The 23,078-nt window shown below is 71.6% G+C and carries 26 protein-coding genes; 19 read left to right on the forward strand and 7 right to left on the reverse strand.

Features of this window, described 5'->3' with window-relative positions; translation table 11 throughout:
• Positions 1-1,084: 1,084 nt before the first annotated feature.
• The gene (locus ACZ5NH_RS08570; RefSeq protein WP_468773631.1) at positions 1,085-2,269 is read left to right on the forward strand and encodes a MarP family serine protease; all 1,185 of its coding nucleotides are present in this window, start codon (positions 1,085-1,087) and stop codon (positions 2,267-2,269) included.
• Between the two features lie 3 nt (positions 2,270-2,272).
• Here the strand turns inward: ACZ5NH_RS08570 and ACZ5NH_RS08575 are convergent, their stop codons facing one another.
• Entirely contained in the window at positions 2,273-2,752 is a 480-nt protein-coding gene (locus ACZ5NH_RS08575; protein ID WP_468773633.1) for a GNAT family N-acetyltransferase, read from the reverse strand.
• 65 nt (positions 2,753-2,817) lie between these two features.
• Between ACZ5NH_RS08575 and ACZ5NH_RS08580 the strand changes: the two genes are divergently transcribed.
• Positions 2,818-3,711, forward strand: a complete 894-nt coding sequence (locus ACZ5NH_RS08580) for a TIGR01777 family oxidoreductase (RefSeq protein ID WP_468773635.1) — start codon at positions 2,818-2,820, stop codon at positions 3,709-3,711.
• A gap of 203 nt (positions 3,712-3,914) precedes the next feature.
• On the forward strand, positions 3,915-5,288 hold the full coding sequence (locus ACZ5NH_RS08585; protein ID WP_468773637.1) for an NAD(P)/FAD-dependent oxidoreductase: 1,374 nt from the start codon (positions 3,915-3,917) through the stop codon (positions 5,286-5,288).
• A 93-nt stretch (positions 5,289-5,381) separates the two neighbouring features.
• Here ACZ5NH_RS08585 and ACZ5NH_RS08590 read toward each other — a convergent pair whose 3' ends face one another.
• Positions 5,382-6,851, reverse strand: a complete 1,470-nt coding sequence (locus ACZ5NH_RS08590; RefSeq protein WP_388621625.1) for a regulator — start codon at positions 6,849-6,851, stop codon at positions 5,382-5,384.
• A 248-nt stretch (positions 6,852-7,099) separates the two neighbouring features.
• Between ACZ5NH_RS08590 and lipB the strand changes: the two genes are divergently transcribed.
• The 4 genes from lipB to ACZ5NH_RS08610 all read left to right on the forward strand — a co-directional run bounded on the left by lipB (position 7,100) and on the right by ACZ5NH_RS08610 (position 10,198).
• Positions 7,100-7,897, forward strand: a complete 798-nt coding sequence (gene lipB, locus ACZ5NH_RS08595) for a lipoyl(octanoyl) transferase LipB (RefSeq protein WP_388621627.1) — start codon at positions 7,100-7,102, stop codon at positions 7,895-7,897.
• Between the two features lie 135 nt (positions 7,898-8,032).
• Positions 8,033-8,998, forward strand: a complete 966-nt coding sequence (lipA, locus tag ACZ5NH_RS08600) for a lipoyl synthase (RefSeq protein WP_468773640.1) — start codon at positions 8,033-8,035, stop codon at positions 8,996-8,998.
• A 242-nt stretch (positions 8,999-9,240) separates the two neighbouring features.
• Positions 9,241-9,438: an SCO2195 family GlnR-regulated protein gene (locus ACZ5NH_RS08605; RefSeq protein WP_208901281.1), complete on the forward strand. Its 198-nt coding sequence runs from the start codon at positions 9,241-9,243 to the stop codon at positions 9,436-9,438.
• A gap of 70 nt (positions 9,439-9,508) precedes the next feature.
• Positions 9,509-10,198, forward strand: coding sequence for a DUF4191 domain-containing protein (locus ACZ5NH_RS08610; RefSeq protein WP_468773642.1), 690 nt, complete (start codon positions 9,509-9,511; stop codon positions 10,196-10,198).
• A gap of 6 nt (positions 10,199-10,204) precedes the next feature.
• On the opposite strand, the gene ACZ5NH_RS08615 is transcribed toward ACZ5NH_RS08610, so the two are convergent.
• Positions 10,205-10,705, reverse strand: a complete 501-nt coding sequence (locus ACZ5NH_RS08615; protein ID WP_388621633.1) for a flavin reductase family protein — start codon at positions 10,703-10,705, stop codon at positions 10,205-10,207.
• Positions 10,706-10,840: 135 nt separating this feature from the next.
• Entirely contained in the window at positions 10,841-11,311 is a 471-nt protein-coding gene (locus tag ACZ5NH_RS08620; protein WP_451556665.1) for an RDD family protein, read from the reverse strand.
• A 209-nt stretch (positions 11,312-11,520) separates the two neighbouring features.
• Between ACZ5NH_RS08620 and glnA the strand changes: the two genes are divergently transcribed.
• From glnA to pspAB, 4 genes are all read left to right on the forward strand, one after another.
• Positions 11,521-12,930, forward strand: coding sequence for a type I glutamate--ammonia ligase (gene glnA, locus ACZ5NH_RS08625; RefSeq protein WP_388621637.1), 1,410 nt, complete (start codon positions 11,521-11,523; stop codon positions 12,928-12,930).
• Between the two features lie 159 nt (positions 12,931-13,089).
• A complete protein-coding gene (locus ACZ5NH_RS08630) occupies positions 13,090-13,341 on the forward strand; it encodes an SCO2583/SCO2584 N-terminal domain-containing protein (protein WP_450980772.1) in 252 nt (83 codons plus the stop codon).
• A 166-nt stretch (positions 13,342-13,507) separates the two neighbouring features.
• Positions 13,508-14,428: a zinc metalloprotease HtpX gene (htpX, locus tag ACZ5NH_RS08635; protein ID WP_468773646.1), complete on the forward strand. Its 921-nt coding sequence runs from the start codon at positions 13,508-13,510 to the stop codon at positions 14,426-14,428.
• A gap of 3 nt (positions 14,429-14,431) precedes the next feature.
• Positions 14,432-15,016 carry a PspA-associated protein PspAB gene (gene pspAB, locus ACZ5NH_RS08640; RefSeq protein WP_450980774.1) on the forward strand — a complete coding sequence of 195 codons (585 nt, stop codon included), beginning with the start codon at positions 14,432-14,434 and terminating at the stop codon, positions 15,014-15,016.
• Positions 15,017-15,036: 20 nt separating this feature from the next.
• Here pspAB and ACZ5NH_RS08645 read toward each other — a convergent pair whose 3' ends face one another.
• Complete coding sequence (locus ACZ5NH_RS08645; protein ID WP_388621644.1) at positions 15,037-15,315, reverse strand: hypothetical protein; 279 nt, start codon at positions 15,313-15,315, stop codon at positions 15,037-15,039.
• A gap of 136 nt (positions 15,316-15,451) precedes the next feature.
• On the opposite strand from ACZ5NH_RS08645, the gene ACZ5NH_RS08650 reads away from it, so the two are divergent.
• Positions 15,452-16,198: an alpha/beta hydrolase gene (locus ACZ5NH_RS08650; protein ID WP_468773648.1), complete on the forward strand. Its 747-nt coding sequence runs from the start codon at positions 15,452-15,454 to the stop codon at positions 16,196-16,198.
• A gap of 49 nt (positions 16,199-16,247) precedes the next feature.
• Here the strand turns inward: ACZ5NH_RS08650 and ACZ5NH_RS08655 are convergent, their stop codons facing one another.
• The gene (locus ACZ5NH_RS08655; RefSeq protein ID WP_388621647.1) at positions 16,248-16,562 is read right to left on the reverse strand and encodes a hypothetical protein; all 315 of its coding nucleotides are present in this window, start codon (positions 16,560-16,562) and stop codon (positions 16,248-16,250) included.
• A 217-nt stretch (positions 16,563-16,779) separates the two neighbouring features.
• On the opposite strand from ACZ5NH_RS08655, the gene ACZ5NH_RS08660 reads away from it, so the two are divergent.
• A complete protein-coding gene (locus ACZ5NH_RS08660) occupies positions 16,780-17,148 on the forward strand; it encodes an arsenate reductase family protein (protein WP_450980777.1) in 369 nt (122 codons plus the stop codon).
• Positions 17,149-17,266: 118 nt separating this feature from the next.
• Positions 17,267-18,013, forward strand: a complete 747-nt coding sequence (locus ACZ5NH_RS08665) for a hypothetical protein (protein ID WP_451003938.1) — start codon at positions 17,267-17,269, stop codon at positions 18,011-18,013.
• Between the two features lie 3 nt (positions 18,014-18,016).
• Here the strand turns inward: ACZ5NH_RS08665 and ACZ5NH_RS08670 are convergent, their stop codons facing one another.
• Complete coding sequence (locus tag ACZ5NH_RS08670) at positions 18,017-18,937, reverse strand: alpha/beta fold hydrolase (protein WP_468774222.1); 921 nt, start codon at positions 18,935-18,937, stop codon at positions 18,017-18,019.
• Between the two features lie 29 nt (positions 18,938-18,966).
• Between ACZ5NH_RS08670 and ACZ5NH_RS08675 the strand changes: the two genes are divergently transcribed.
• The 5 genes from ACZ5NH_RS08675 to ACZ5NH_RS08695 all read left to right on the forward strand — a co-directional run bounded on the left by ACZ5NH_RS08675 (position 18,967) and on the right by ACZ5NH_RS08695 (position 23,075).
• Positions 18,967-19,482, forward strand: coding sequence for a MarR family transcriptional regulator (locus ACZ5NH_RS08675; RefSeq protein ID WP_468773651.1), 516 nt, complete (start codon positions 18,967-18,969; stop codon positions 19,480-19,482).
• Between the two features lie 142 nt (positions 19,483-19,624).
• A complete protein-coding gene (gene glnII / locus ACZ5NH_RS08680) occupies positions 19,625-20,656 on the forward strand; it encodes a glutamine synthetase (RefSeq protein WP_468773653.1) in 1,032 nt (343 codons plus the stop codon).
• A 62-nt stretch (positions 20,657-20,718) separates the two neighbouring features.
• Positions 20,719-20,952, forward strand: a complete 234-nt coding sequence (locus ACZ5NH_RS08685; protein WP_468773655.1) for a hypothetical protein — start codon at positions 20,719-20,721, stop codon at positions 20,950-20,952.
• Positions 20,953-21,375: 423 nt separating this feature from the next.
• The gene (locus ACZ5NH_RS08690; RefSeq protein WP_468773657.1) at positions 21,376-21,945 is read left to right on the forward strand and encodes a winged helix-turn-helix domain-containing protein; all 570 of its coding nucleotides are present in this window, start codon (positions 21,376-21,378) and stop codon (positions 21,943-21,945) included.
• A gap of 77 nt (positions 21,946-22,022) precedes the next feature.
• Complete coding sequence (locus ACZ5NH_RS08695) at positions 22,023-23,075, forward strand: NAD-dependent epimerase/dehydratase family protein (protein ID WP_468773659.1); 1,053 nt, start codon at positions 22,023-22,025, stop codon at positions 23,073-23,075.
• Positions 23,076-23,078 lie beyond the last annotated feature (3 nt).

A 23,078-nucleotide genomic window follows, 5' to 3' on the forward strand; every position in this document is an offset into this window, starting at 1 on the left:
CGGTGCGTCCGACGGCGTGGCGGGTACGACCGATGGTCCCGGCGGAACCGAGAGCGTCTCCGGCGTGACCGGCACCCCGGGCGTATCGGACAGCGTGGCCGGTACGACAGACGGTCCCGGCTTGTCCGACGGCGTTTCCGGTGCCGTCGGCGGTTGCGGTGCGTCCGACGGCGTGGCGGGTACGACCGATGGTCCCGGCGGAACCGAGAGCGTCTCCGGCGTGACCGGCACCCCGGGCGTATCGGACAGCGTCCCCGGTATGACCGACGGCCCCAGCCTGTCCGACGGCGTTTCCGGTGCCGTCGGCGGTTGCGGTGCGTCCGACGGCGTGGCCGGTACGACCGACGGTCCCGACGTGACCGACGGCGTGGCCGGTATGGCCGATGGTCCCGGCGGAACCGACAGCGTCTCCGGCGTGACCGGCGCCCCGTGTGTATCGGACAGCGTGGCCGGTATGGCCGACGGTCCCGGCTTGTCCGACGGCATCCTCGGTGTGGCCGACACCCCGGGTGGCTCCGGCAAATGCGCCGGTGCCGGTGGCTTCGGCGAGTCCGCGGACGCCGCGGGGGGCCGCTGGGGCCGCGAAGCTCCGGGTGCCTGGGGTGCCTCGGGTATCCCGGGTGTTCCCATCGGCTGCCGGCCGCCGCAGGCTCTGCGGAGGGCCCGGCGGCCGATGAGTACCGGAAGTCTCCAGGGCCGCGACGCCTTGCGGGGCCCGGACGGCTCCGGCGCCTTGGGGGTTTCCCGGCTCTCCGACGGCTCCGACGGCCCCGGGGTCCCCGAGGCGTCACATGTCTCCGGCTCTGCCGGTATGTCCTGCGTCCCCGACGCGCCCCGCCTGTGGCGGTGCCGGGGCGTCTCCAGTGTTCTTCGGACGGCGTGCATGAGCACCACTCTCGGGCGGCCGGGCCGTGCCCGCGATGTGCACTCTGCCACCTGGCGGAACCATCATCCCGGTCCAGGACGTTTCTGGGGGTACATACAAAGTGGCCGGTTCGCCGTCCGGCGGCCGTGCCCGTGTGTGGGTGACTGATCACCGGGCCCGTCCCGTCCGTACTGAGGGGTCCGAGAGAAAGGCGGCTCCGTGGACCTGCTCGACCTGGTGCTTGTGCTGGTGATGCTCGGCTACGCGGTGTCCGGTTACCGGCGCGGTCTGGTGGCCGGCTGTGTCTCGCTGGCCGGGTTCGTCGGCGGTGCCGTCGTCGGCGTGTGGGTGCTGCCCTGGGTGACCGGCCTGGTGGAGCGCGGTACGACGCAGGCCACGGCGCTCGCGGTGGCGACGGTGCTGGTGCCCGCGGTGGTGGGCCACGAGCTGGCGGGCCGGCTGGCGCTGCGGCTGCGCGGGGAGCTGGACCGGGGCCCGCTGCGGGTGCTGGACGGGATAGGGGGCGCGGCGGCGAACTCGGTCGCGGTGCTGATCGTGGCCTGGGTGGCGGCGAGCGTGCTGGGCGCCGCCCCGTCGCAGACGCTGAACACGGCGATCCGGAACTCGACGCTGCTGGGCGCGGTGCAGGACGCGATGCCGGACACCACGCCCGCGTGGTTCTCGCGGGCCACGTCGGCGCTGACCGAGGCGGGTTTCCCGCAGGTCTTCAACCCGTTCGAGAACGAGTCGACGGCCCAGGTGGCCCGCCCCTCCGGGGACAGCGTCACCCCGGCCGCGACGAGCGCCGCGAAGCTGAGCACGGTGAAGATCGAGGGCGTCTCGGGCAACGAGGGCCGGGAGGGCAGCGGTTTCGTCTTCTCCGCGCAGCACGTGATGACCAACGCGCACGTGGTGGCGGGCATCGACCACCCGAGCGTGCGGATCGGCGGCGTCGGGCAGTCGTACGCGGCCCGGGTGGTGCTCTTCGACCCCGACCGGGACGTGGCGGTGCTGTACGTGCCCGGGCTGCGCTCCCCGGTGCTGCACTTCGACTCCAGCGCGGCGCGCGGGGACTCTGCCGTGGTCGCGGGCTATCCGCAGGACGGCGGCCTGAACCTGCAGGCGGCGACGGTGGCGAGCCGGGTGCGGGCGATCGGGCAGAACATCTACAACGACAGCACAGTCACCCGGGACATCTACTCGATCCGGTCCACGGTCCGGCCGGGCAACTCCGGCGGCCCGCTGCTGACCACGGGCGGCAAGGTGTTCGGGGTGGTCTTCGCGCGCTCCACCTCGGACGCCGAGACGGGGTATGCGCTGACGGCGGACGAGGTGGCGGGCGACGCCCAGCGCGCGGCCACGGCGACGGTGCCGGTGGACACGGGCCAGCTGGTCAGCTCCTGACGGTCACAGGCGCCGGCCCATGAACACGTCGTCGACATAGGCGCCGTCGAGGAGGAACTCCTCCGGCTGCACCCCCTCGACGACGAACCCCTCGGACTTGTACAGCGCGCGGGCCGGGGCGTTGTGCCCGAGCACGCGCAGGGTGAGGCGCCGCGCCCCGCGCTCGCGCGCCTCCTCGACGGCGGCCCGCAGCAGCATGCGCCCAAGGCCCCGCCCGCGCGCCGCCTCGGCGACGGCGAGGCCCTGGATCTGCAGGACGTGCGCGTTGGAGGCGAGCGGGGTCGGGCGGCCGATGCGGACATAGCCGACGATCCGCCCGTCGGTCTCGGCGACCAGGTAGTCCTCCGGGAGGTGGCGCTCGTCGAAGAACGGCCCCTGCGGCGGGGGCGACACGGCGTGCAGGGTGGACCAGGTGGACCGGTCGAGGAGGACCAGTTCCTCGTCGTCGGCGGGCACGGCGATGCGTATGTACGGCTCCGGCATGACGATCACCCTAAGGCGGGCCGTCGGAGCGCCTCACGGGGTTTTCGCGCGGGCATGCTGGGGCCATGGAGCGTATGCGAATCGCCGTGGCCGGCGCGTCCGGGCTCATCGGCAGCGCCCTGGTGCGGTCCCTGACCGCGGACGGGCACGAGGTGGTACGACTGGTGCGACGCGGAGCCGAGGGCCCGGACGAGGTCTGCTGGGACCCCGAGGGCCAGTACGTCGACGCGCGCGGACTGACCGGCTGTGCCGTGGTGGTGAACCTGGCCGGGGCCGGGATCGGCGACCGGCGCTGGACCGCGTCGTACAAGCGGCGGCTGCGGGACAGCCGGGTGCTGGGCACGGCCGCGCTGGCGGAGGCGGTGGCCGCGCTGCCCGAGCCGCCGCGGGTCTTCGTCAGCGGCAGCGCGATCGGCATCTACGGCGACACCGGCGACCGGGTGGTGGACGAGGAGGCGCCACCGGGCGACGGTTTCCTGCCCTCGCTGTGCGTGGAGTGGGAGGAGGCGGCGGCGCCCGCGCAGGAGGCGGGCGTGCGGACGGTGTTCCCGCGCACGGGGCTTGTGGTGGCGCGGGGCGGCGGGGCCTGGGGGCGGCTGTTCCCGCTGTTCCGGGCGGGGCTCGGGGGGCGGCTGGGCGACGGGCGGCAGTACTGGTCGTACATCGCGCTGCACGACGAGGTCGCCGCGATCCGGCACCTGATCGACCACGACGAGCTGTCCGGGCCGTTCAATGTGACCGCGCCCGAGCCGCTGACGAACCGTGAGATCACCGCGGCGATGGGCCGGGTGCTGCACCGGCCGACGCCGTTCGCGATGCCGGCACCGGTCCTGCGGGCGGCGCTGGGCGAGCTGGCCGGGGATGTGCTGGGCAGCCAACGGGTGGTGCCGAAGCGGCTGTTGGAGTCGGGGTTCCGGTTCGCGTTCCCGGGGATCGACGAAGCCATCCGGGCGGCCTGACGTGCGCACGAGATCTCGTGCGGCCTCCTGCGATCCCCTGAGACCTGTGGTGACCGTATGCGACCTCTATGCGACCGTGCCCTGTTGATGCGCGACTGTTTGCGACCGATCACGGACCTAACCTCGTCCCGAACTCGGGTATCCCCGGAGCCAGTTGGGGGCATGACGTCTCCACCGGCCGCGCAACCCACAGGAGGGGCCTCGTGCTTGAGCCCGCGTACCAGGTGGACGTCGTCATCGTGGGAGCCGGAATCGCCGGACTCTCGGCGGCTCACCGGCTGACCAGCGCAGGAATCTCGACCGCAGTTCTCGAGGCCGCCCCTTACGCCGGCGGCCGCATGTCGACGGAGAAGGTCGACGGCTTCCGGCTCGACCGCATCGGACAGTTGCTGTCCACGTCCTACCCCGAACTCCGCACGACCCCGGGCCTGGACTCCCTGGTCCTGCGCACCTACGCGCCGGGCGTCCTGCTGCACCGCGACGGACGCACCCAGCGCACGGGCGCACCGGCGACCGGAGGGAGCACAAGGGGCGCAAGGGGCGCACTCCATGTGGTGCGCGCCCTCGCAAGCACCCCCAGGGGTCCGGCGGCCACCCCTGGCCGGGTGGGCGCGCCGGTGGGCGGCGCGGTCGACCAGGCCCGGATCGGCGCCGCGCTGGGCCGGATCGCCGCCACCCCGGTCGAACGCATCCTGGCCCGGCCCGAGATGCCCGCCCGCCAGGCGCTCGCCCAGCGCGGGTTGCCGCCGCGCACGGTCGACGGCTTTCTGCGCCCGCTGCTCGCCGCCCTGCTGTGCGACCCGGAGCTGACCACGTCCAGCCGGTGCGCCGACCTCGCGCTGCGCGCCTTCGCGAGCGGCCGGCTGTGTGTGCCGGAGGGCGGCGCGGAGGTGCTGCCGGAGCTGCTGGCGCGCGCGCTGCCGCCCGGCACCGTGCACACCGGGGTGCGGGTCACCTCGGTGTCCACGACCTCGGTGGCCACCGCCGAGCACGGCGCGATCCGCTGCCGGGCGGTGCTGCTGGCGACGGACGCGCGGGCGGCGGCGGAGCTGCTGCCGGGCCTGAGGGTGCCCGACTTCCACCCGGTGACCGTGGTCCACCACACCACCGACGACCCGGCGCCCGCCTTCGCGACCGGCACCTCACTGCTGCTGGACGCCGACCGCGGCGGCCCGGTCGCCCACACGGCGGTGCTCAGCAACGTGGATCCGAGCCGGGCCCCGGTCGGCCGGGTACTGATCTCCTCGACGGTGCTCGGGACTCCGCCGGAAGGGATCGACACCGCCGTCCGCATCCACCTCTCCCGTCTCTACCGCACCTCGACGCGCCGCTGGGAGACGCTGGCGGTCCACCACACCCCGGAAGCGGTCCCGGCCATGCGCCCCCCGCACGACCTGCGCCGCCCCGTCCGCCTCCTGGCCGGCCTCTACGTCTGCGGCGACCACCGCGACACCAGCACGGTCCAGGGCGCCCTGCACTCGGCCCACAGGGCGACGGCAGCGATCCTGGCCGACCTGGGCGCGGCGGGTTCCCTGAATCGCGCAGATCCGGCGCCTACCTTGCCAAGGGCGGCGTAAGGCGCCCCCGAAGGGGCGCGGGGAACTGCGCGACAAGCCACGACGGCGCGAACTGAACAGACAACCCAAACCCGAACGGCGAGTAGCAACGGGCTACCCCAACGCCGCCACCTTCTCCCGATACCCCCGCACAGGTGCCGCATCGCGATAAGGCTCGAGCCGGCGCTCGAAGTCCCGCACGTACTCCACGGCGCGAGCGCTCCGCATCTCCGCGGCCTGCCCGGCGGCCTCCGCGGCCAGCGCGCACGCCTGGTCGAGTTCGCCGAGGCCGAGGCGGGCCGTGGCGAGGACGACACGGCAGAAGAGCCGGCTGCGGGCGAAGGAGGGCGCGCGGAGCTGCAGCGAGCGCTCTGCGTGCTGGGCGGACGCCCGGAACTGCTGCAGATCTCGGTGGCAGTGCCCGAACTCGTCGGCCAGCTGGGCCTCGTCGAAAGGCTTGGCCCAGTACGGCACCTCGTCCCCGGGCCGGGCCGCCTCCAGGGCGCGCTCGGCCCGCACCAGCGCCGCCGTGCACGCCCGCACCTCCCCGAGCACGCCGTGCGCCCTCGCCTCGGACGCGTGGAGCAGCGCCTGCACGACCGGCGGGCCGCCGGTGCCCATGCCCTGCTGGGCGACCCGCGCCAGCTGTACGGCCTCCCTGCCGTGGCCGAGATAGACGGCCTGGCGGCTCATGGTGACCAGGACGTAGGAGCCGTACGCCCGGTCGCCGGCCGCCTGGGCGAGCCGCAGGGCCTGCACGAAGTAGCGCTGGGCGAGTCCGTGGGCCGCGATGTCGTACGAGGTCCAGCCCGCGAGCCGGGTGAGGTCGGCGGCGGCGGCGAACAGCTTGCGGCCGGTCTGCTCGTCGTAGGCGCCGCGGAGCATCGGCTCGCACTCGTGCTCCAGGTAGCGCACCAGGGCCTGCCGGGCGTGGCCGCCGCCGTACCGGTCGTCGAGGGTGCGGAACAGCTCGCCGACCGAGCGCAGCGCGCTGATGTCGCCGCCCGTGACCTTGTTCCCGGGGGCGCGCTCGGCGTGCCCGCGCGCCCGGGGCGGCATCGGCAGCACCGGCCGGACCTGGGGTTTGGCCGGGGCGGAGCGGCTCTGCGCGGGGACCCGGGGTGCCGGTTCGCGGGCCACCTTGTCGTCGGCCTTGCCGATCAGCCAGTCCCGGCTGGGGACCACGAGCCCCGCCGGGGTGAAGGCGATCTTGCGCAGCTCGGCGTGGCTGCCGGAGTCCTTGCGCCACAAACCGCTGACGATGTCGACGGCCTCCTCCGGGGTGGCCGCGAACTCCAGCCCGGCGTACACCGGCGCGCAGGCGTCCAGGCCGAGATCCTGGGCCGTGAGCCGGCGCCCGAGCCGGCGTGTGAAGACCTCGGCGATCAGGGCGGGGGTCGTACCCCTGGGCTGCTGTCCGCGCAGCCAGCGGGTGACCGAGGTCTTGTCGTATCTGAGGTCCAGCCCGTGCTCCAGGCCGAGCTGATCGACGCGACGGGCCAGCCCCGCGTTGGAGAACCCCGCTTCTGCGATGAGCGCGGCGAGTTGGCGGTTGGGGGTGCGCTGCGCGGGTCGGTCCGTCATCTGCGGTGCGGTCTCCTGCCTTCCGGGCCCGACGATGTGCCCGGTTTGCCTTTGAGCAGCCCTTATGGCCTCACGAACGGCGCGAATGTAGCGGAGAGTGAGCAGGCGATCGCACATTCCGCCTGGCATTCATCCGATCGTGTGAGAAACGCCCGCAGGGCTGACGTACGCCGGACGGACGTACAGTGGCGTGGGCGCTTTACGTGCCTGACACACCGATTGCTCGGTCGCTGAGGGAGGCGCTTGCCGTGAGTGAGTTGCGGTTCGTCCGCATGGGGTTCGGTGCGGATGCCGTCGATTACCAGGAGGCCTGGGACGAGCAGCGCCGGGTGCACGCGGCCCGGTTCGCCGACGAGGTCCCGGACACCGTGATCCTCCTGGAACATCCCCCGGTGTACACGGCGGGCCGCCGCACCGAGGACAGCGAGCGCCCGCTGGACGGCACCCCGGTCATCGACGTGGACCGCGGCGGCAAGATCACCTGGCACGGCCCCGGCCAGCTGGTGGGCTACCCGATCCAGAAGCTCCCGCGCCCGGTGGACGTGGTCGCCCACGTACGGCGGCTGGAGGAGGCGCTCATCCGCACCTGCGCCGAGTTCGGCGTGGAGACCACCCGGGTCGAGGGCCGCAGCGGTGTGTGGGTGCTGGGCGACCCGATCGAGCAGCGGCCCTCCCTCGGCGGGCTCTCCCTGGACTTCGACCCGCGGATCAGCGACCCGGAGTTCGACCCCCGCCTCAACGGCCCCGAGTACGCCCCCTCCAACGCGGGCCAGCGCCGCGAGGACCGCAAGATCGCCGCGATCGGTATCCGGGTCGCCAAGGGCGTCACGATGCATGGCTTCGCGCTCAACGTGAATCCCGACAACAAGTGGTTCGACCGGATCATCCCGTGCGGGATCCGGGACGCGGGAGTCGCCTCCCTCGCGAGCGAGCTGGGCCGGGACGTCAGCATCGAGGAGGTCCTGCCGGTGGTCGAGAAGCACCTGAAGGACGTCCTGGAGAACGCGGACCTCAAGCCGCGGGTGATCGAGAAGGCGTCCGCCTGAGCCATCGGCGGTCCGGGGGAATGCGCCCTGCGACCGCGAGGTTGATCTCGTCGGCAGGGCGCAATGAACACGGGCGTAGGCTGGGGTACGCCGAGGAATCGAAGACTACGTAAGTCGAACAGCAGGGAGCCGGTCGTGTCCGCAGTCGCACCCGACGGACGCAAGATGCTGCGCCTGGAGGTCCGCAACAGCCAGACCCCCATCGAGCGCAAGCCCGAGTGGATCAAGACCCGGGCGAAAATGGGTCCCGAGTACACGAAGATGCAGAACCTCGTGAAGAGCGAGGGCCTGCACACGGTCTGCCAGGAAGCCGGCTGCCCGAACATCTACGAGTGCTGGGAAGACCGCGAGGCGACCTTCCTCATCGGCGGCGACCAGTGCACCCGGCGCTGCGACTTCTGCCAGATCGACACCGGCAAGCCCGAGGCCCTGGACCGCGACGAGCCCCGCCGCGTCGGCGAGTCCGTGGTCACGATGGACCTGAACTACGCCACCATCACCGGCGTCGCCCGCGACGACCTGGAGGACGGCGGCGCCTGGCTGTACGCCGAGACCGTACGCCAGATCCACCGGCAGACGGCGGACCGGGAGGGCGGCCGTACGAAGGTCGAGCTGCTCGCTCCCGACTTCAACGCGGTCCCCGAGCAGCTCGCCGAGGTCTTCTCCGCCCGCCCCGAGGTCTTCGCGCACAACGTCGAGACGGTTCCTCGGATCTTCAAGCGGATCCGCCCCGGCTTCCGCTACGAGCGCTCCCTGAAGGTCATCACCGAGGCCCGCGACCACGGCCTGGTGACCAAGTCCAACCTGATCCTCGGCATGGGCGAGACCCGCAAGGAGGTCGGCGAGGCGCTGAAGCAGCTGCACGACGCGGGCTGCGAGCTGGTCACCATCACCCAGTACCTGCGCCCCTCCGTCCGGCACCACCCTGTCGAGCGCTGGGTGAAGCCGCAGGAGTTCGTGGAGCTGAAGGAGGAGGCCGAGCAGATCGGCTTCTCCGGTGTGATGTCGGGTCCGCTGGTGCGGTCCTCCTACCGGGCCGGGCGGCTGTACCAGATGGCCATCGAGAAGCGCGGCTCGTTCGTCGCCACCCAGGCGGTCTGAGCCCGGCACATGAGCCGACTGTGTGAATTCGCGCACAAGTAGCTACTGGCCAGTAATGGCCGAGACGACGCGGTCCTGACCGTCCTCGCTGATGAGGGCGGCCGTCGGGGCCGCGTCGGCGTTTCAGTGCCCTGTATCAAGGCTTCATTGGCGTTTGACCGGTCGGACACGCCCTGGTAACACCAATCAGTGACTCTGGTATCACCGCTCGTACACCATCGATCCGAGGGGGGACCTCGATCATGCAGGCCGCGCCCGTACGCGCCACCGCCATCCCGTCCTTCACCGACGCTCTCCGCGCCGTCGAGTCCCTGCTCATGAGCGGCGGTCAGCGCACCGCCCGGCGCAACGCGTGGACCTCCGTGCTGGAGGACCGCCGGCGCGCCAAGGACCGGGTGGAGGCGCAGCGCTTCCTGGAGCAGGCCGCCGGCCGCTCCTGATCCCTCCCCCGTGCCTTCCTCCCGGGCACTGCCGTCGTCCGCGCTCCCGGGGCCACGTAGACTTCGTGACATGGCGAGGAAGGAAACCGCGGCGGACGCCGCGAACGCAGGACGACTGAAGCAGATCGTTCTCACATACAAGATGACCCGCAAGGTCGACACGAAGATCGGCCTTGTACTCGGGGCCGTCGGCATCGGCACCCTCGCCGTCTTCCTTGTGATCGGCTTCTTGCTCGGCCACCCCGTTTATCTGGGCATCTTCGGCCTGCTGGTCGCGCTGCTGGCGACGGCGATCATGTTCGGCCGCCGGGCAGAGCGCGCCGCCTTCGGCCAGATGGAGGGCCAGCCGGGCGCCGCAGCGGCCGTGCTGGACAACATCGGCCGGGGCTGGACGACGACTCCGGCGGTGGCGATGAACCGCAGCCAGGACGTGGTGCACCGGGCGGTGGGCAAGGCCGGCATCGTGCTGGTCGCCGAGGGCAACCCGAACCGGGTGAAGAGCCTGCTGGCCGCCGAGAAGAAGAAGATGAACCGGATCGTCGCGGACGTACCGGTGCACGATCTGATCGTCGGCAACGGCGAGGGCCAGGTCGAGCTGAAGAAGCTGCGCACGACCATGCTGAAGTTCCCGCGCGTGCTCACCGGCCCCCAGGTGACGGCCACCAACGACCGGCTGCGGGCCCTGGGCGACCTGATGAGCAACATGCCGCTGCCGAAGGGCCCGATGCCCAAGGGCATGCGGATGCCGAAGGGCCGCTGAGGCTCCTCAGTTCAGGGAGCGGAACTCCCGCTCGCAGTAGACCATCGGCGAACCCTCGCCCAGCCGTACTCCCGTTACCCGGCCGATCAGGATCGTGTGATCCCCGGCCGGGTAACGCGCGTATGCGGCACAGTCCAGCTGCACGGGCGCCTGCCGCACCGCGGGCAGCCCGGAGGGGTTCGGCTGCAGCAGGGCGTCGGAGAACTTGTCCGCGCCCTTGGTGGCGAACAGCAGGGCCAGCGGCTGGTGCTCCGGGGCCAGCACGCTCACCGCGAAGTGCTCGCACCGTGCGAAGACCGCCGCCGAGTCGGCCGCGTCCGCGAGACACACCAGGACCAGGGGTGGCTCCAGGGAGACGGAACAGAAGGAGCTCGCCGTGAAGCCGCGCGGGGTGCCGTCCTCACAGCGGGCGGTCACCACCACCACGCCCGACGGAAAGCGCGCCATGGCGTCCCGGAACTTCTCCGGCGTCACCTCTGCCGCCATCACATCCTGAGCATCGGTCATACCGCGACGATGCCGCCGACGGTGTGACCGGGCAACCGGATGGGGGGCATCCGGACGATCGCCGGGTGCGGGTCCGCGTCCCAGGGGCGGGGGGAACCGGGCGATCAGCCACAGCGCGCCCGCAGCCGAGAACGGTCAGATCCGGACCTCTACGGTCTTCGCCAGCCGGTCGTGCAGCCCGCGCCCGTCCCGGTCCCAGATCAGTGCCGGGATGGCAAGGCACAGCAGGATCGTGCGGAACAAGGCCCGCAGCGGGTTGACCGTACCGGTCTCCAGGGCCAGCACCCGGATGCCGAAGAGCCGCTTGCCCGGGGTGAAGCCGATCGTGCCCACGGTCAGCACGCTCATGACGAAGAAGACGCCGAGCGCCCAGTTGCTCGTCGCAGGCACCCGGTAGCCGTTCGTGATCAGGCCGTATGCGATCAGAACGCTCAGTCCCCAGTCCACGGCGAGCGCGCCGAGCCGCCGTCCCGGGCGTGCTATGGAGTTCGGCCCCTCCTCGGGGAGACCCAACTGCTCGCCCCGGTAGCCGAAGTCCGCACCGGCCTCTTCCATGGCCGCGCGAGGGCCGGAGAGCCACGATCCGAGTGCTTGCCTGTTGTCCACCCGTCAACGGTACTGGGCCCGAAATGACCGGGGTACGCCGGGGTGTCCCGGAGCTAGTGTGGACAGGTGGCCGGTTAACTTCTGCGAAACAAATGGGTCACGCCCGAGAAATCACCCGTCCCTAGGGTCGAGGCCAGCGTGTGCCACCGCACTGGCCGCACGAACGATCTACCACCCCGGCGAGGACGGTCGGGAGTAGGAGGAGCTGGATGTTCCAGAACGCCGACGAGGCCAAGAAGTTCATCGCGGACGAGGACGTCAAGTTCATCGACGTCCGCTTCTGCGACCTGCCGGGCGTCATGCAGCACTTCACGGTGCCCGTTGAGGCGTTCGACCCGGACGAGGAGCTCGCCTTCGACGGATCGTCGATCCGTGGTTTCCAGGCCATCCACGAGTCCGACATGGCCCTGCGCGCGGACCTGTCCACGTCCCGTGTGGACCCGTTCCGCCGCGACAAGACCCTCAACATCAACTTCTTCATCCACGACCCGATCACGGGTGAGCAGTACTCCCGTGACCCGCGCAACGTGGCGAAGAAGGCCGAGGCCTACCTCGCGTCGACCGGTATCGCGGACACCGCGTACTTTGGTCCCGAGGCCGAGTTCTACGTCTTCGACAGCGTGCGTTTCGCCACCTCGGCGAACGAGAGCTTCTACCACATCGACTCCGAGGCGGGCGCCTGGAACACCGGCGCCCTGGAGGACAACCGTGGTTACAAGGTCCGCTACAAGGGCGGCTACTTCCCGGTCCCGCCGGTCGACCACTTCGCCGACCTGCGCGCCGAGATCTCCCTGGAGCTGGAGCGGTCCGGCCTGAAGGTCGAGCGCCAGCACCACGAGGTGGGCACCGCCGGCCAGGCGGAGATCAACTACAAGTTCAACACGCTGCTCGCCGCCGCCGACGACCTCCAGCTCTTCAAGTACATCGTGAAGAACGTGGCCTGGCGCAACGGCAAGACCGCGACCTTCATGCCGAAGCCGATCTTCGGTGACAACGGCTCGGGCATGCACGTGCACCAGTCGCTGTGGAGCAACGGCGACCCGCTGTTCTACGACGAGGCCGGTTACGCGGGCCTGTCGGACACCGCCCGCTACTACATCGGCGGCATCCTCAAGCACGCTCCGTCGCTGCTGGCCTTCACCAACCCGACGGTGAACTCGTACCACCGCCTGGTGCCGGGCTTCGAGGCGCCGATCAATCTGGTGTACTCGCAGCGCAACCGCTCCGCGGCCATGCGTATCCCGATCACCGGCTCCAACCCGAAGGCCAAGCGCGTCGAGTTCCGCGCCCCGGACTCCTCCGGCAACCCGTACCTGGCCTTCTCCGCCCTGCTGCTGGCGGGTCTGGACGGCATCAAGAACAAGATCGAGCCGGCCGAGCCGATCGACAAGGACCTCTACGAGCTGGCTCCCGAGGAGCACGCGAACGTGGCCCAGGTGCCGACCTCGCTTCCGGCCGTTCTCGACTCGCTCGAGGCCGACCACGAGTTCCTCCTCCAGGGCGACGTGTTCACCCCGGACCTGATCGAGACCTGGATCGACTTCAAGCGCACCAACGAGATCGCGCCGCTGCAGCTGCGTCCGCACCCGCACGAGTTCGAGCTGTACTTCGACGTGTGACAGACGGTCCCCCGCGGACTGGACAGGCCCCTCGGCTCAGCCGGGGGGCCTTCCTCGTGCCCGTCCACCGGGCGGGGGAACTTTTTCCCGCTTCCCGGACTTCCTACTTCCGGGGGATCATCCCTCCTGGCCCTGCCGGACGAGAGAGGTTGAACGGGGATGACGGAACACGACGACTGGGAGCGGGAGTTCGATCATCGCTGGGCGAATTCCGCCGAGCACAAGGAGCCCTCGGCCCGGGCCCGGATGCTGGCCGCACGCTGGAAGGAGAACCCGCCGAGTCCGGCGCCCTTCCGCGCCGACCCGGATCCGGTGCCGCGCCGGGCGTCATGGGCGTCGACGGCCATGGTCTTCGGCTGTGTGGTCGCGGTCATGGTGCTGATCGGGCTGCTGCAGTTCGGCTCGTCGTGACCAGGACGGGCCCCACCCGGCGCACGGTGACCGGGGACGCTCGGCGACAGCCGGCCGACTCACAGGTACGTTTTGCTGCTCCTAGGGACGTTCGGGACCTGTTCATGGGAGTCCGCTGGTGCACACTGGACAGCGGGACGAGTGCCTGACTGCGGGGTGATGCAAGATGCAGAGCCGCTTCCGGAGCGACCGACGGCTGACCGTGCGCATGGGTCTGACGATGTTCCTGCTCGGTCTGTTGTATGTGGTCTTCGTGGCCGCGCTGATCGCGCTGCTGAAGTCCTGGGTGCTGGTCGTCGTGCTGGTCGGGGCGATGTTCGTGGCACAGTTCTGGTTCTCCGACCGGATCGCCATGTTCGCGATGCACGGCCGGGTCGTGGAGCGCGAGGAGTATCCCGAGCTGCACGCGGTGATCGACCGGCTGTGCGCGATCGCGGACATGCCCAAACCGGTGGTCGCGGTGTCCAACATGGACATGCCCAACGCTTTCGCGACCGGCCGTAACCCCGACCACGCCGTGGTCTGCGTGACCACGGGGCTGCTACGGCGGCTGGAGCCGGCCGAGCTGGAGGGGGTGCTGGCGCACGAGCTGTCGCACGTGGCGCACAAGGACGTCGCCGTGATCACGGTCGCGTCCTTCCTCGGTGTGCTGGCGGGCCTGATCGTGCGGTTCGCCTTCTACTCGCAGCTCTTCGGCGGGGGCCGCCGGGACCAGAACACCGCCGTCGTGTTCGCCGCGATCATGGGCGTCTCCGCGGCGGTGTACGCGATCAGCTTCCTGCTGATCCGGGCACTGTCGCGGTACCGCGAGCTGGCCGCCGACCGCGCGGCGGCGCATCTCACCGGCCGCCCGTCGGCCCTGGCCTCGGCGCTCACCAAGGTCACCGGGGACATCGCCCGGATCCCGACCAAGGACCTGCGCACCGCCCAGGCCTTCAACGCCTTCTACTTCACCCCGGCCACCGGGAAGGAGCCGGGCATCGAGCGGTTCTTCTCCACGCACCCGACCCTGGAGCAGCGGCTGGAGCAGCTCGGCCGGATCTCGGCGGAGCTGGGCGAGGCCACCACTCCCGGGAAGGCGGGCTGAGCATTGGGGCTGCTGGACATCCTGCTGGGCCGTACGAAACCGGTCGCGCCCGATCTCGACCAGCTCTTCGCGCTGCCCTCGGCGGCCGTGACCCTGCAGGCCGCGGTCGGCTTCACACCGACCGGGACCGGCGCGGTGTGCTTCGCCACGGTGGAGGGCGCGGCCTTCGAGCAGACCCACCGGGAGGTGCAGGCGCTGCTGGACGCGGACACCGACCGCTCCGGTCCGCCGGTGGAGCTGCGCCGGGACGACTACGGCTACTCCTGGCTGGTGTCCGCGCGCAGCCCCGAGCAGCTGCCGGAGCTGGTCAACGATCTGCACGCGGTGAACAGCGCGATGGAGGTCAACGGCTTCGGCCCGCAGCTGCTGTGCTCGCTGGCCGCCTTCACGGACGACGGCGGCCGCAAGCTGGCGCTGGTCTACCTGTACAAGCGGGGCACGTTCTACCCGTTCGCCCCGCTGCCCGGTACCGCCGAGCGGCGGGACAGCGCGCTGGAGCTCCAGGTGAAGGCGACGCTCGCGAGCGATCTGCGGATCGAGCAGGACCTGAGCCGCTGGTTCCCGGTGTGGGGCGCCCCCGGCCTGTGACCGGGGCCGCCCTACGCCCTTCACCTGCTCTTCTCACGCTCCTGCCGGCGGGTCTCGAAGGGCCGTTCCCGGCGGTAGCGGCGCTCCCACTTCGCCAGCCGGTCCCGGCGGTCGCGGTAGGCGCGGTAGCTCTCCGGAGTGGACGGGGTGCCCGCGCCGGCGGGCGGTGGCGTGCCGGGGGAACCACGCCCGTGCGTCGCGTACAGGTACAGCAGCGCGACGGCGGCGAGCCACCACAGATGGTTTCCGATTCCGAGGATCACCAGGACGACGGTCCCGGACGCGACGATGCCACGCATGACGGACCTCCGTTGGGGTGAGTGTGGCGGGGGTGGAGTGTGTCGGCTTCGTGCCGTTTGTTCAGAGTAGGGAGGCGGTGGCGGGGACCGCATCCCGTTTTCCGCCCAGCGCGGACCGCCGTGAGTGAATGACCTCGTGAACGAACTCTCCGATTTCACTTGCGACTTCGACGGCGAACGACTCAGCGGCCTGACGGCCGGTCCACCCGGCCGGGCCACGGCGGTGCTGCTGCACGGCGCGGGCAACGGCAGCAAACAGCGCCTCGTGCCGCTGCTCACGGAGTTCGCCGGGAACGGCTGCCACGCCCTGGCGTTCGACTTCTCGGGCCACGGCGAGAGCACGGGATCCCTCGCGGAGCTGAGCCTGCGCCGCCGGTTCGAGCAGGCGGTGGCGGTGATCGACGCGCGGGTCTCGGCGGACGCCGCGCTGGTCCTGGTCGGCTTCAGTATGAGCGGACAGACGGTCGCCGATCTCGTACGGCACTACGGCCCACGGGTGGCGGCCGTCGGTCTGTGCGCGCCGGCCGTCTACGCGCCCGAGGCCTGGGAGGTGCCGTTCGGGAACGGCCAGGGCCGGTTCAGCGAGATCATCCGCACGCCGGACGGCTGGCGGAGTTCACGGGCACTGGAAGCGTTCCGGGCGTACGAGGGCCGGGCGGTGCTGGCGGTCCCGGGCAGCGACGCGGTCATCCCGCCGGCCGTGACCGAGGCCGTACAGGACGCGCTGTCCGCCCGGGCCCGGTACTCCCGCTTCGAACTCCCGGACGCCGAGCACCGGTTGGGGCTCTGGTTTCAGGACCATGCGGAGGACCGGCGGAGGTTCGTGACCCGCCTGCTGGCGGAGTCGGCCGAGCGCGAGCCGGTCGAGGCCGTGTCGGCCTGAGCGCGCGCCGGGTGCCGAAGGGAAGGGCACCCGGCGCCAGTGCGGGGGGTCAGCGGCTGTAGCGCATGAACGCGCGCACCATGTGGCAGGTCGTGTCGGACGGCGGACGCATGCCGATCTCCTCCGCGGTGCTGCGGATCGTGTCGTCGCGGGCCTGGGCCGGGAGGTAGATGCCCGAGTCGAGCAGGGCTATCGCCAGGCGCATGGCCTTCAGCCGGCGGTTGTGGGTGACGTACCACTCGCGCGGCCGCCCGGCCGGCAGCGGTCGCTTCACCACGGGCTCGTAGGGCGAGTCGAACAGCACGGGATGCTTGGCGGTGGACTGAGTGGGCAACGGCTTCGGCTTCAGGGCGGCAGCGGGCACGGGCATCCTCCTGTCGCGGTCAGGCAGCCTCCGGGGTTCCGGCGACCGTCTCGAACACTGCTTCCAGTCTACCGGCGGCCACTGACAGTCGGAGGTCCGCGAAGGGAGCCGAATGACCAGGTGGGGCCAGGGATTTGGGGTGCGCGACAGAGGAGCGGGAAGGGGCTGCCGGGACGCCAGAAATTCGAACAGGGGCGGGCCGAGTACCGTGTGCGGCATGGAAATCTGGATCAACCCGGCCTGCTCCAAGTGCCGCAGCGCCATCAGCCTGCTCGACGCCGAGGGAGCCGAGTACACCGTCCGCCGCTATCTGGAGGACGTGCCGAGCGAGGACGAGATCAGGGCCGTACTGGAGCGGCTGGGGCTCGAACCATGGGACATCACCCGCACCCAGGAGGCCGAAGCCAAGGAACTGGGTCTCAAGGAGTGGGCGCGGGACGCCGACACCCGGAGCCGGTGGATCACCGCGCTCGCCGAGCATCCCAAGCTCATCCAGCGGCCGATCATCACCGCCGACGACGGAACGGCCCTGGTCGCCCGCTCCGAGGACGCGGTACGGGAAGCCCTGTCCCACAACAAGGACTGAGCTCGCTCAACTCCTCTGTGACGCAGCCCACTTCACCGACTCCCGCAACCGCTGAGTAACCCCGTTCGGTATCTCGTACATAGCGGCGTACGCTCCCCTACCTCTTCAGGAGGCGCGCATGTCGCGCAGGAGAACTCTCGGTACGAAGAAGAAGATCGCGCTGCTCGTCAGTGCCGCGGCAGTGGCGGGCGGCGGGGCCTTCGCGCTGGCCACGACGTCCAACGCCGCCCAGCCCGCGCAGGGCGCGAAGACCCTGTCCGCCGGTAACTCGACGGTGTGCCAGGGACTGGCCACGGCCCACGGCAACAACGACCGGTTCATCGCGGACCAGAAGGCCCATCCGGACGCACAGTCGGCAGCCCGGATCGCCAACCGTGAGGCGGTCATCAAGCAGATCGAGGTCCAGCAGAAGGCGGCCGGTTGCACGGTTGGGGAGTCGGCTCAGGGCTCCCAGACCGGACAGCAGGCGCAGAGCGGCCAGCAGGGCGCCGGACAGCAGGCGGGTCAGCAGGGCGCCGGTCAGCAGGCCGGACAGCAGGGTGCCGGACAGCAGAGCGCGCAGCCCTCGCAGTCCGCGGCCGCGGGGAACAGCGGTGGTGGCGCCGCCGCGGCCTCCGGTCAGCAGGTCTGCAACGGCTCCACGGTCACGCTCTCCGGTGAGGCCGGCGCACCGGCCGCGTCCAGCAACCAGTTCCCGGCGGGTACGACCCTGAAGGTGACCAACCTGGACAACAACAAGTCCACGACGGTGAAGGTGACCTCGGTGTCCGGCAGTTGCGTGCTGCTCAACAACGCGGCCTTCGAACAGGTCAGGGAACCCGGCAAGTTCCTCATCCGCCACGCCCGGATCGAGAAGGTGGGGTGAGGCTCAGGGACCGGACAGGAAATCGGTGAGGCGGCCGGCCAGGGCGGCGGGGGCCGCCTGCGGCAGCGCGTGGTGCGAGACGCCCGGCAGTACGGCCGTCTCCACGTGCGGGAGCAGCGCGGCCGCCCTGGCAGCCACCTCGCGAGCCTCATGGGTCCTGCTGTTGGCCGCCACGAGCAGCAGGGTCGGCGTCTCCAGCGCCCGCAGCGCGTCCGGCGCCGGGCGCGGGCCGGTCACCGGCTTCGCGGCCGGGAAACCGGCGGCCGCCTCCTGCAGGGCGAGCCAGTCCTGGTCCAGCGGCTCCCCCACTCCCGGCTTCGCTCGAGCGGGAGGAGCCCCCATCCCGGTCTCCCACTCCAGGAAGGCGCGGACCCGGCGGGGCGCGGGCCGCAGCAGCATCGGCAGGGCGCGCAGCAGATACGCCGCCTTGAACCCGGCGAAGCACTGGGTCGGGTCCAGGAGGAACAGGCGGCGTGTCCGCACGGGGGCGCGCAGGGCGTAGTGCAGGGCGATCCAGCCGCCGTACGAGTGACCGCCCAGGTCGGCGGAGGCGGCACCCAGGCCGTCCAGGACCGCGTCCAGCCAGAGCGTCAGGTCGGCGACCGTACGGGGGTGGCGGTCGCCGGCCGGGACGCTCAGGCCCGGGGCGCCGATCACATCGACCGCGTGCACCCGGCGAATCCGAGCCAGCTGCGCGGCCTGGGCGTACCAGGAGACGGAGGTGGCCCCACCACCGCCCGGGAGCAGGAGCAGCGGGGGCGCCTCGCGGGGCCCGCAGGAGGTGACGCGGGTGTCGCCGAAGGGCGTGGCAACCATCAGCGCCTCCCGCTCGGCGGGCCATTTCGTCAGGACCTTGTCGTACGCAACCCGGAAGGCCGTGCTGTCGTATCCGGTGTCTCCGGCCACGGAACCGCCCCCTATCATCTCGTTCAGCAAGATACTCTCCGAGCGAGATGACAGTCAGGGAGGCCCCCGTGCGATCCGAGCTGGAGACCGTCCACCTGCTGCGTGCCGTCGCCGTCGAACTCGGTCTGCACAGCGGCCGCTTCGCCCAGCAGAACGGCATGCACCCCACGGACGTACGCGCCCTGATCGCGCTCATGGACGCGCGGCGCGCGGGCGAGGAGCTGACCGCCGGGCGGCTCGGGGCCGCGCTCGGGCTCAACTCGGCCGGCACGACGGCGCTGCTGGACCGGCTGGAGCGGGCGGGCCGGGTACGGCGGGCGCGCGGGCGGAGCGATCGGCGGAAGGTCGTCGTGGAGGTGACGGACAGTGCCGTGGAACTCGGCTGGACGTACTTCGGGCCGCTGATCGAGCGCTCGCTGGAGCTGCTGCGCGGCTACGACGACCATCAGCGGGCCGCGATCCGGGACTTCCTCGACGGGGTGCGGCAGGCCGCGGCGGAGGGCCCCCATACCCCGCCCACCGGCACCTCACAACGTGAGTCGAGACACAGAACGACCAGGTAACACGGGGTTCACACAAGAGCAATGGACGGGAAATCGCCTGTTGACAGGCTGCCCGGCAGCTCGAGCGGCGCCCCAGTGCCGCAGCGCCGCAGCACCCGCGACGACGAGTGCGCCCCGACCCACCGCCTAAGGATGTGGCCCCGTGACCTTCAAGGCTGAGTACATCTGGATCGACGGCACCGCGCCGACGGCCAAGCTCCGTTCCAAGACGAAGATCATCACGGGTGCCCCGGCCGGTCTCGACGCGCTGCCGATCTGGGGCTTCGACGGCTCCTCCACCAACCAGGCCGAGGGCCACGCCTCGGACTGCGTGCTCAGGCCGGTCTTCACCTGTCCGGACCCGATCCGCGGCGGCGACGACATCCTGGTGCTGTGCGAGGTCCTCGACACGGACATGAAGCCGCACCCGTCCAACACCCGGGCCGCGCTGGCCGAGGTCGCCGGGAAGTTCGCCGCGCAGGAGCCGATCTTCGGCATCGAGCAGGAGTACACCTTCTTCGACGGCTCCCGCCCGCTGGGCTTCCCCGAGGGCGGCTTCCCGGCCCCGCAGGGCGGCTACTACTGCGGTGTCGGCGCCGACGAGATCTTCGGCCGCGAGATCGTCGAGGCCCACCTGGAGAACTGCCTGAAGGCCGGCCTCGGCATCTCCGGTATCAACGCCGAGGTCATGCCGGGCCAGTGGGAGTTCCAGGTCGGCCCGCTCGCCCCGCTGGAGGTCTCCGACCAGCTGTGGGTGGCCCGCTGGCTGCTGTACCGCACCGCCGAGGACTTCGGCATCTCCGCCACCCTGGACCCGAAGCCGGTCAAGGGCGACTGGAACGGCGCGGGCGCGCACACCAACTTCTCCACCAAGGCCATGCGCGAGGGCTACGACGCGATCATCACCGCGTGCGAGTCGCTCGGCGAGGGCTCCAAGCCGCTGGACCACGTCAAGAACTACGGCGCCGGCATCGACGAGCGCCTGACGGGTCTGCACGAGACCGCCCCGTGGGACAAGTTCTCCTACGGCGTCTCCAACCGTGGTGCCTCGGTGCGCATCCCGTGGCAGGTCGAGAAGGACGGCAAGGGCTACATCGAGGACCGCCGCCCGAACGCCAACGTCGACCCGTACGTGGTGACCCGCCTGCTGGTGGACACCTGCTGCTCCGCGCTGGAGAAGGCCGGCCAGGTCTGATCCGTCCGGTTTCCCGCAGGGGGGCGCCCGCCGTCACGGCGGGCGCCCCCCTGCCGTGTTCCGTGCCCCTCCTTCTCGGCGCGCTCGGCCCGGCCGCCGGTGCCTTCGGTGCTCGGACGCTGCGGGCGGTGGCGGCACACGTGGGTCGGCCCGGGCCCGCCGCCGCGCCGTTGCCGCCGCTGATCGAGCAACACCTGAAGGAGGCGGGCACGGCCGCCGGGCGGGCCGAGGACACGGTGGAGCCGTTCGCCCGATGGCTGTTCGGCCACCGCTCCTGGAGCGGCCTCCGCTCCTGAAGCGGTTTCGGCCTGCCCGGTGCCCTGCCCGCGCTCACCGCGATCGGCCTCCTCCCGGGTTCGCTGCACGGGAACTGCCGGCGACCGCGACGGTGGTCGGCTGAACGGCCCTTGTCCGGATACCGAGACGACCTTGCACGCAGGGGTCCTGTCCGGCGCCCGCGTCTGCTTCAATGGGCCCATGGCCAGCTTCCAGAAGTACACCGCGACGGGTCGCCATGACCTCGAGCCCTTCTGGCCTTCCCGTCAGCACCACGACTTCGACCGGGTGTGTTGCCGCGCGGTGAACGCGCGGGCCCTCTAAAGCCGTAACCCCCGGCCTTCGGCCAGCGCGAAACGACGTACGTCCTCCGGCGCGCCCGACCACGAATCGCGGCCGCCGCTCCCACCGACGAACCTCTCGCGCGAAAGAGCTGACCTCTCATGGCGACCACTCGTTCTCTCTCCCCCGCCTCCACCCTCACCGCCCCCGCCCGGCACCGGCTGCGCGCCGTCGACCGGGACGAGGTGGTCGACGTCGCGGACCTCCTGCCGCCGGGCGCCACCTGGCTGCCCGCGCCGCAGCACACCCTGCCGACCCTGCCCGGACAGCCGCCGATGGTCGGCTACCTGGTGCTGGTCCCGGCCGACCAGCACCCGCCGTTCCTGCCGGTCGCGGTGCCGGACCAGCCGGAGACGCCCGCCGGGGCGGGCGCCGCCGAGCCGCTGGTGCGGATCGACCCCGTGCAGCGCACCGCCCGCGTCGACGGCCGCGAACTCGACCTCACCTACCTGGAGTTCGAGCTGCTCGCGCACCTGGTGGCCCATCCGCACCGGGTGCACACCCGCGACCAGCTGGTCACCACGGTGTGGGGCTACGGCCATGTCGGCGACGGCCGCACCGTCGACGTGCACATCGCCCGGCTGCGCCGCAAGCTGGGCGCCGAGCACCGTCAGACGATCCAGACGGTGCGCCGGGTCGGCTACAAGTACACTCCGCCGACCGGCCGCTGACCGGCAGTCGGAAGAGCGGCTCTGCCCTCGGCAGAGTCACCTGCCGCCGGGCGCCCGGAGCGGGCACGATCACCGGTATGAGACTTCTGGTGCTGGGCGGTACGGAGTTCGTGGGGCGGGCGGTGGCCGAGGCCGCGCTGGGGCGCGGCTGGGAGGTGACCGTCTTCCACCGGGGACGGCATCAACCACCGCCGGGGGTGCGGTCGTTGCACGGCGACCGCACCGCACCGGACGGCCTCGCCACGCTCGCCGCCGACGCCGGCTCCTGGGACGCCGTGATCGACACCTGGTCGGCCGAGCCGCGTGCCGTGCTCGCGGCGGCACAGTTGCTGCGGGGCCGTGCCGGACGGTACGTGTACGTCTCCAGCCGGTCGGTGTACGCCTGGCCCTGGCCCACGCTGGGCGGGGCCGCCGAGGCCGGGGCGCCGGTCGAGGGCGCCGCCGCCGACGCGGGGCCGACCGACTACGCCCGCGACAAGCGGGGCGGCGAGCTGGCCGCCGTCGAGGCCTTCGGCGAGCGGGACTCGCTGCTGGTGCGGGCCGGGCTGATCCTCGGACCGTACGAGAACGTGGGCCGGCTGCCCTGGTGGCTGACCCGGATCGCCCGTGGTGGCCCGGTGCTGGCGCCCGGGCCGCGCGAGCTGCCGGTGCAGTTCATCGACGCCCGTGACCTGGCGGGCTGGCTCCTGGGAGCGGTGGAACAGTCGCTGAGCGGGCCGTACGACCTGATCGGCCCGCCGGGGCACAGCACCATGGGCGAGCTGCTCGACCTGTGTGTCCGGGTCACCGGAGCGAACGCCGAGCTGTGCTGGACCGACCCGGAGGCGATCCTGGCCGCCGGGGTCGAACCGTGGACCGAGCTGCCGGTGTGGGCGCCGCCGGGCACCGAGCTGTACGACTGCGCCCACCGCACCGACGTGTCACGGGCCCTGGCCACCGGCCTGGTGTGCCGGCCGGCCGCTCAGACCGTGGCGGACACCTGGCGCTGGCTGACGGAGATCGGCGGCGAGGTGCCCATCCGGCCCGACCGGACGGCGCCGGGCCTCGATCCGGAGGTGGAGGCGACGGTGCTGGCCGGCGGCCGGGGTGTACCTGGCACCACCTCCCAGGAGGGGGCCTCGGGCCAGTGACCC

The organism is Streptomyces sp. NPDC031426 (genome assembly GCF_055581585.1).

What these genes read in the sequence shown, in the direction of transcription:
- htpX (WP_468773646.1), top strand. Translation starts at nt 13,508, where the DNA reads ATGCAGAGCCGCTTCCGGAGCGACCGACGGCTGACCGTGCGCATGGGT.
- ACZ5NH_RS08645 (WP_388621644.1), bottom strand. Translation starts at nt 15,315, where the DNA reads ATGCGTGGCATCGTCGCGTCCGGGACCGTCGTCCTGGTGATCCTCGGA.
- glnA (WP_388621637.1), top strand. Translation starts at nt 11,521, where the DNA reads ATGTTCCAGAACGCCGACGAGGCCAAGAAGTTCATCGCGGACGAGGAC.
- ACZ5NH_RS08610 (WP_468773642.1), top strand. Translation starts at nt 9,509, where the DNA reads ATGGCGAGGAAGGAAACCGCGGCGGACGCCGCGAACGCAGGACGACTG.
- ACZ5NH_RS08670 (WP_468774222.1), bottom strand. Translation starts at nt 18,937, where the DNA reads ATGATAGGGGGCGGTTCCGTGGCCGGAGACACCGGATACGACAGCACG.
- ACZ5NH_RS08695 (WP_468773659.1), top strand. Translation starts at nt 22,023, where the DNA reads ATGAGACTTCTGGTGCTGGGCGGTACGGAGTTCGTGGGGCGGGCGGTG.
- ACZ5NH_RS08590 (WP_388621625.1), bottom strand. Translation starts at nt 6,851, where the DNA reads ATGACGGACCGACCCGCGCAGCGCACCCCCAACCGCCAACTCGCCGCG.
- ACZ5NH_RS08660 (WP_450980777.1), top strand. Translation starts at nt 16,780, where the DNA reads ATGGAAATCTGGATCAACCCGGCCTGCTCCAAGTGCCGCAGCGCCATC.
- ACZ5NH_RS08630 (WP_450980772.1), top strand. Translation starts at nt 13,090, where the DNA reads ATGACGGAACACGACGACTGGGAGCGGGAGTTCGATCATCGCTGGGCG.
- ACZ5NH_RS08665 (WP_451003938.1), top strand. Translation starts at nt 17,267, where the DNA reads ATGTCGCGCAGGAGAACTCTCGGTACGAAGAAGAAGATCGCGCTGCTC.
- ACZ5NH_RS08675 (WP_468773651.1), top strand. Translation starts at nt 18,967, where the DNA reads ATGACAGTCAGGGAGGCCCCCGTGCGATCCGAGCTGGAGACCGTCCAC.
- ACZ5NH_RS08690 (WP_468773657.1), top strand. Translation starts at nt 21,376, where the DNA reads ATGGCGACCACTCGTTCTCTCTCCCCCGCCTCCACCCTCACCGCCCCC.
- ACZ5NH_RS08575 (WP_468773633.1), bottom strand. Translation starts at nt 2,752, where the DNA reads ATGCCGGAGCCGTACATACGCATCGCCGTGCCCGCCGACGACGAGGAA.
- ACZ5NH_RS08605 (WP_208901281.1), top strand. Translation starts at nt 9,241, where the DNA reads ATGCAGGCCGCGCCCGTACGCGCCACCGCCATCCCGTCCTTCACCGAC.
- ACZ5NH_RS08615 (WP_388621633.1), bottom strand. Translation starts at nt 10,705, where the DNA reads ATGACCGATGCTCAGGATGTGATGGCGGCAGAGGTGACGCCGGAGAAG.
- ACZ5NH_RS08580 (WP_468773635.1), top strand. Translation starts at nt 2,818, where the DNA reads ATGGAGCGTATGCGAATCGCCGTGGCCGGCGCGTCCGGGCTCATCGGC.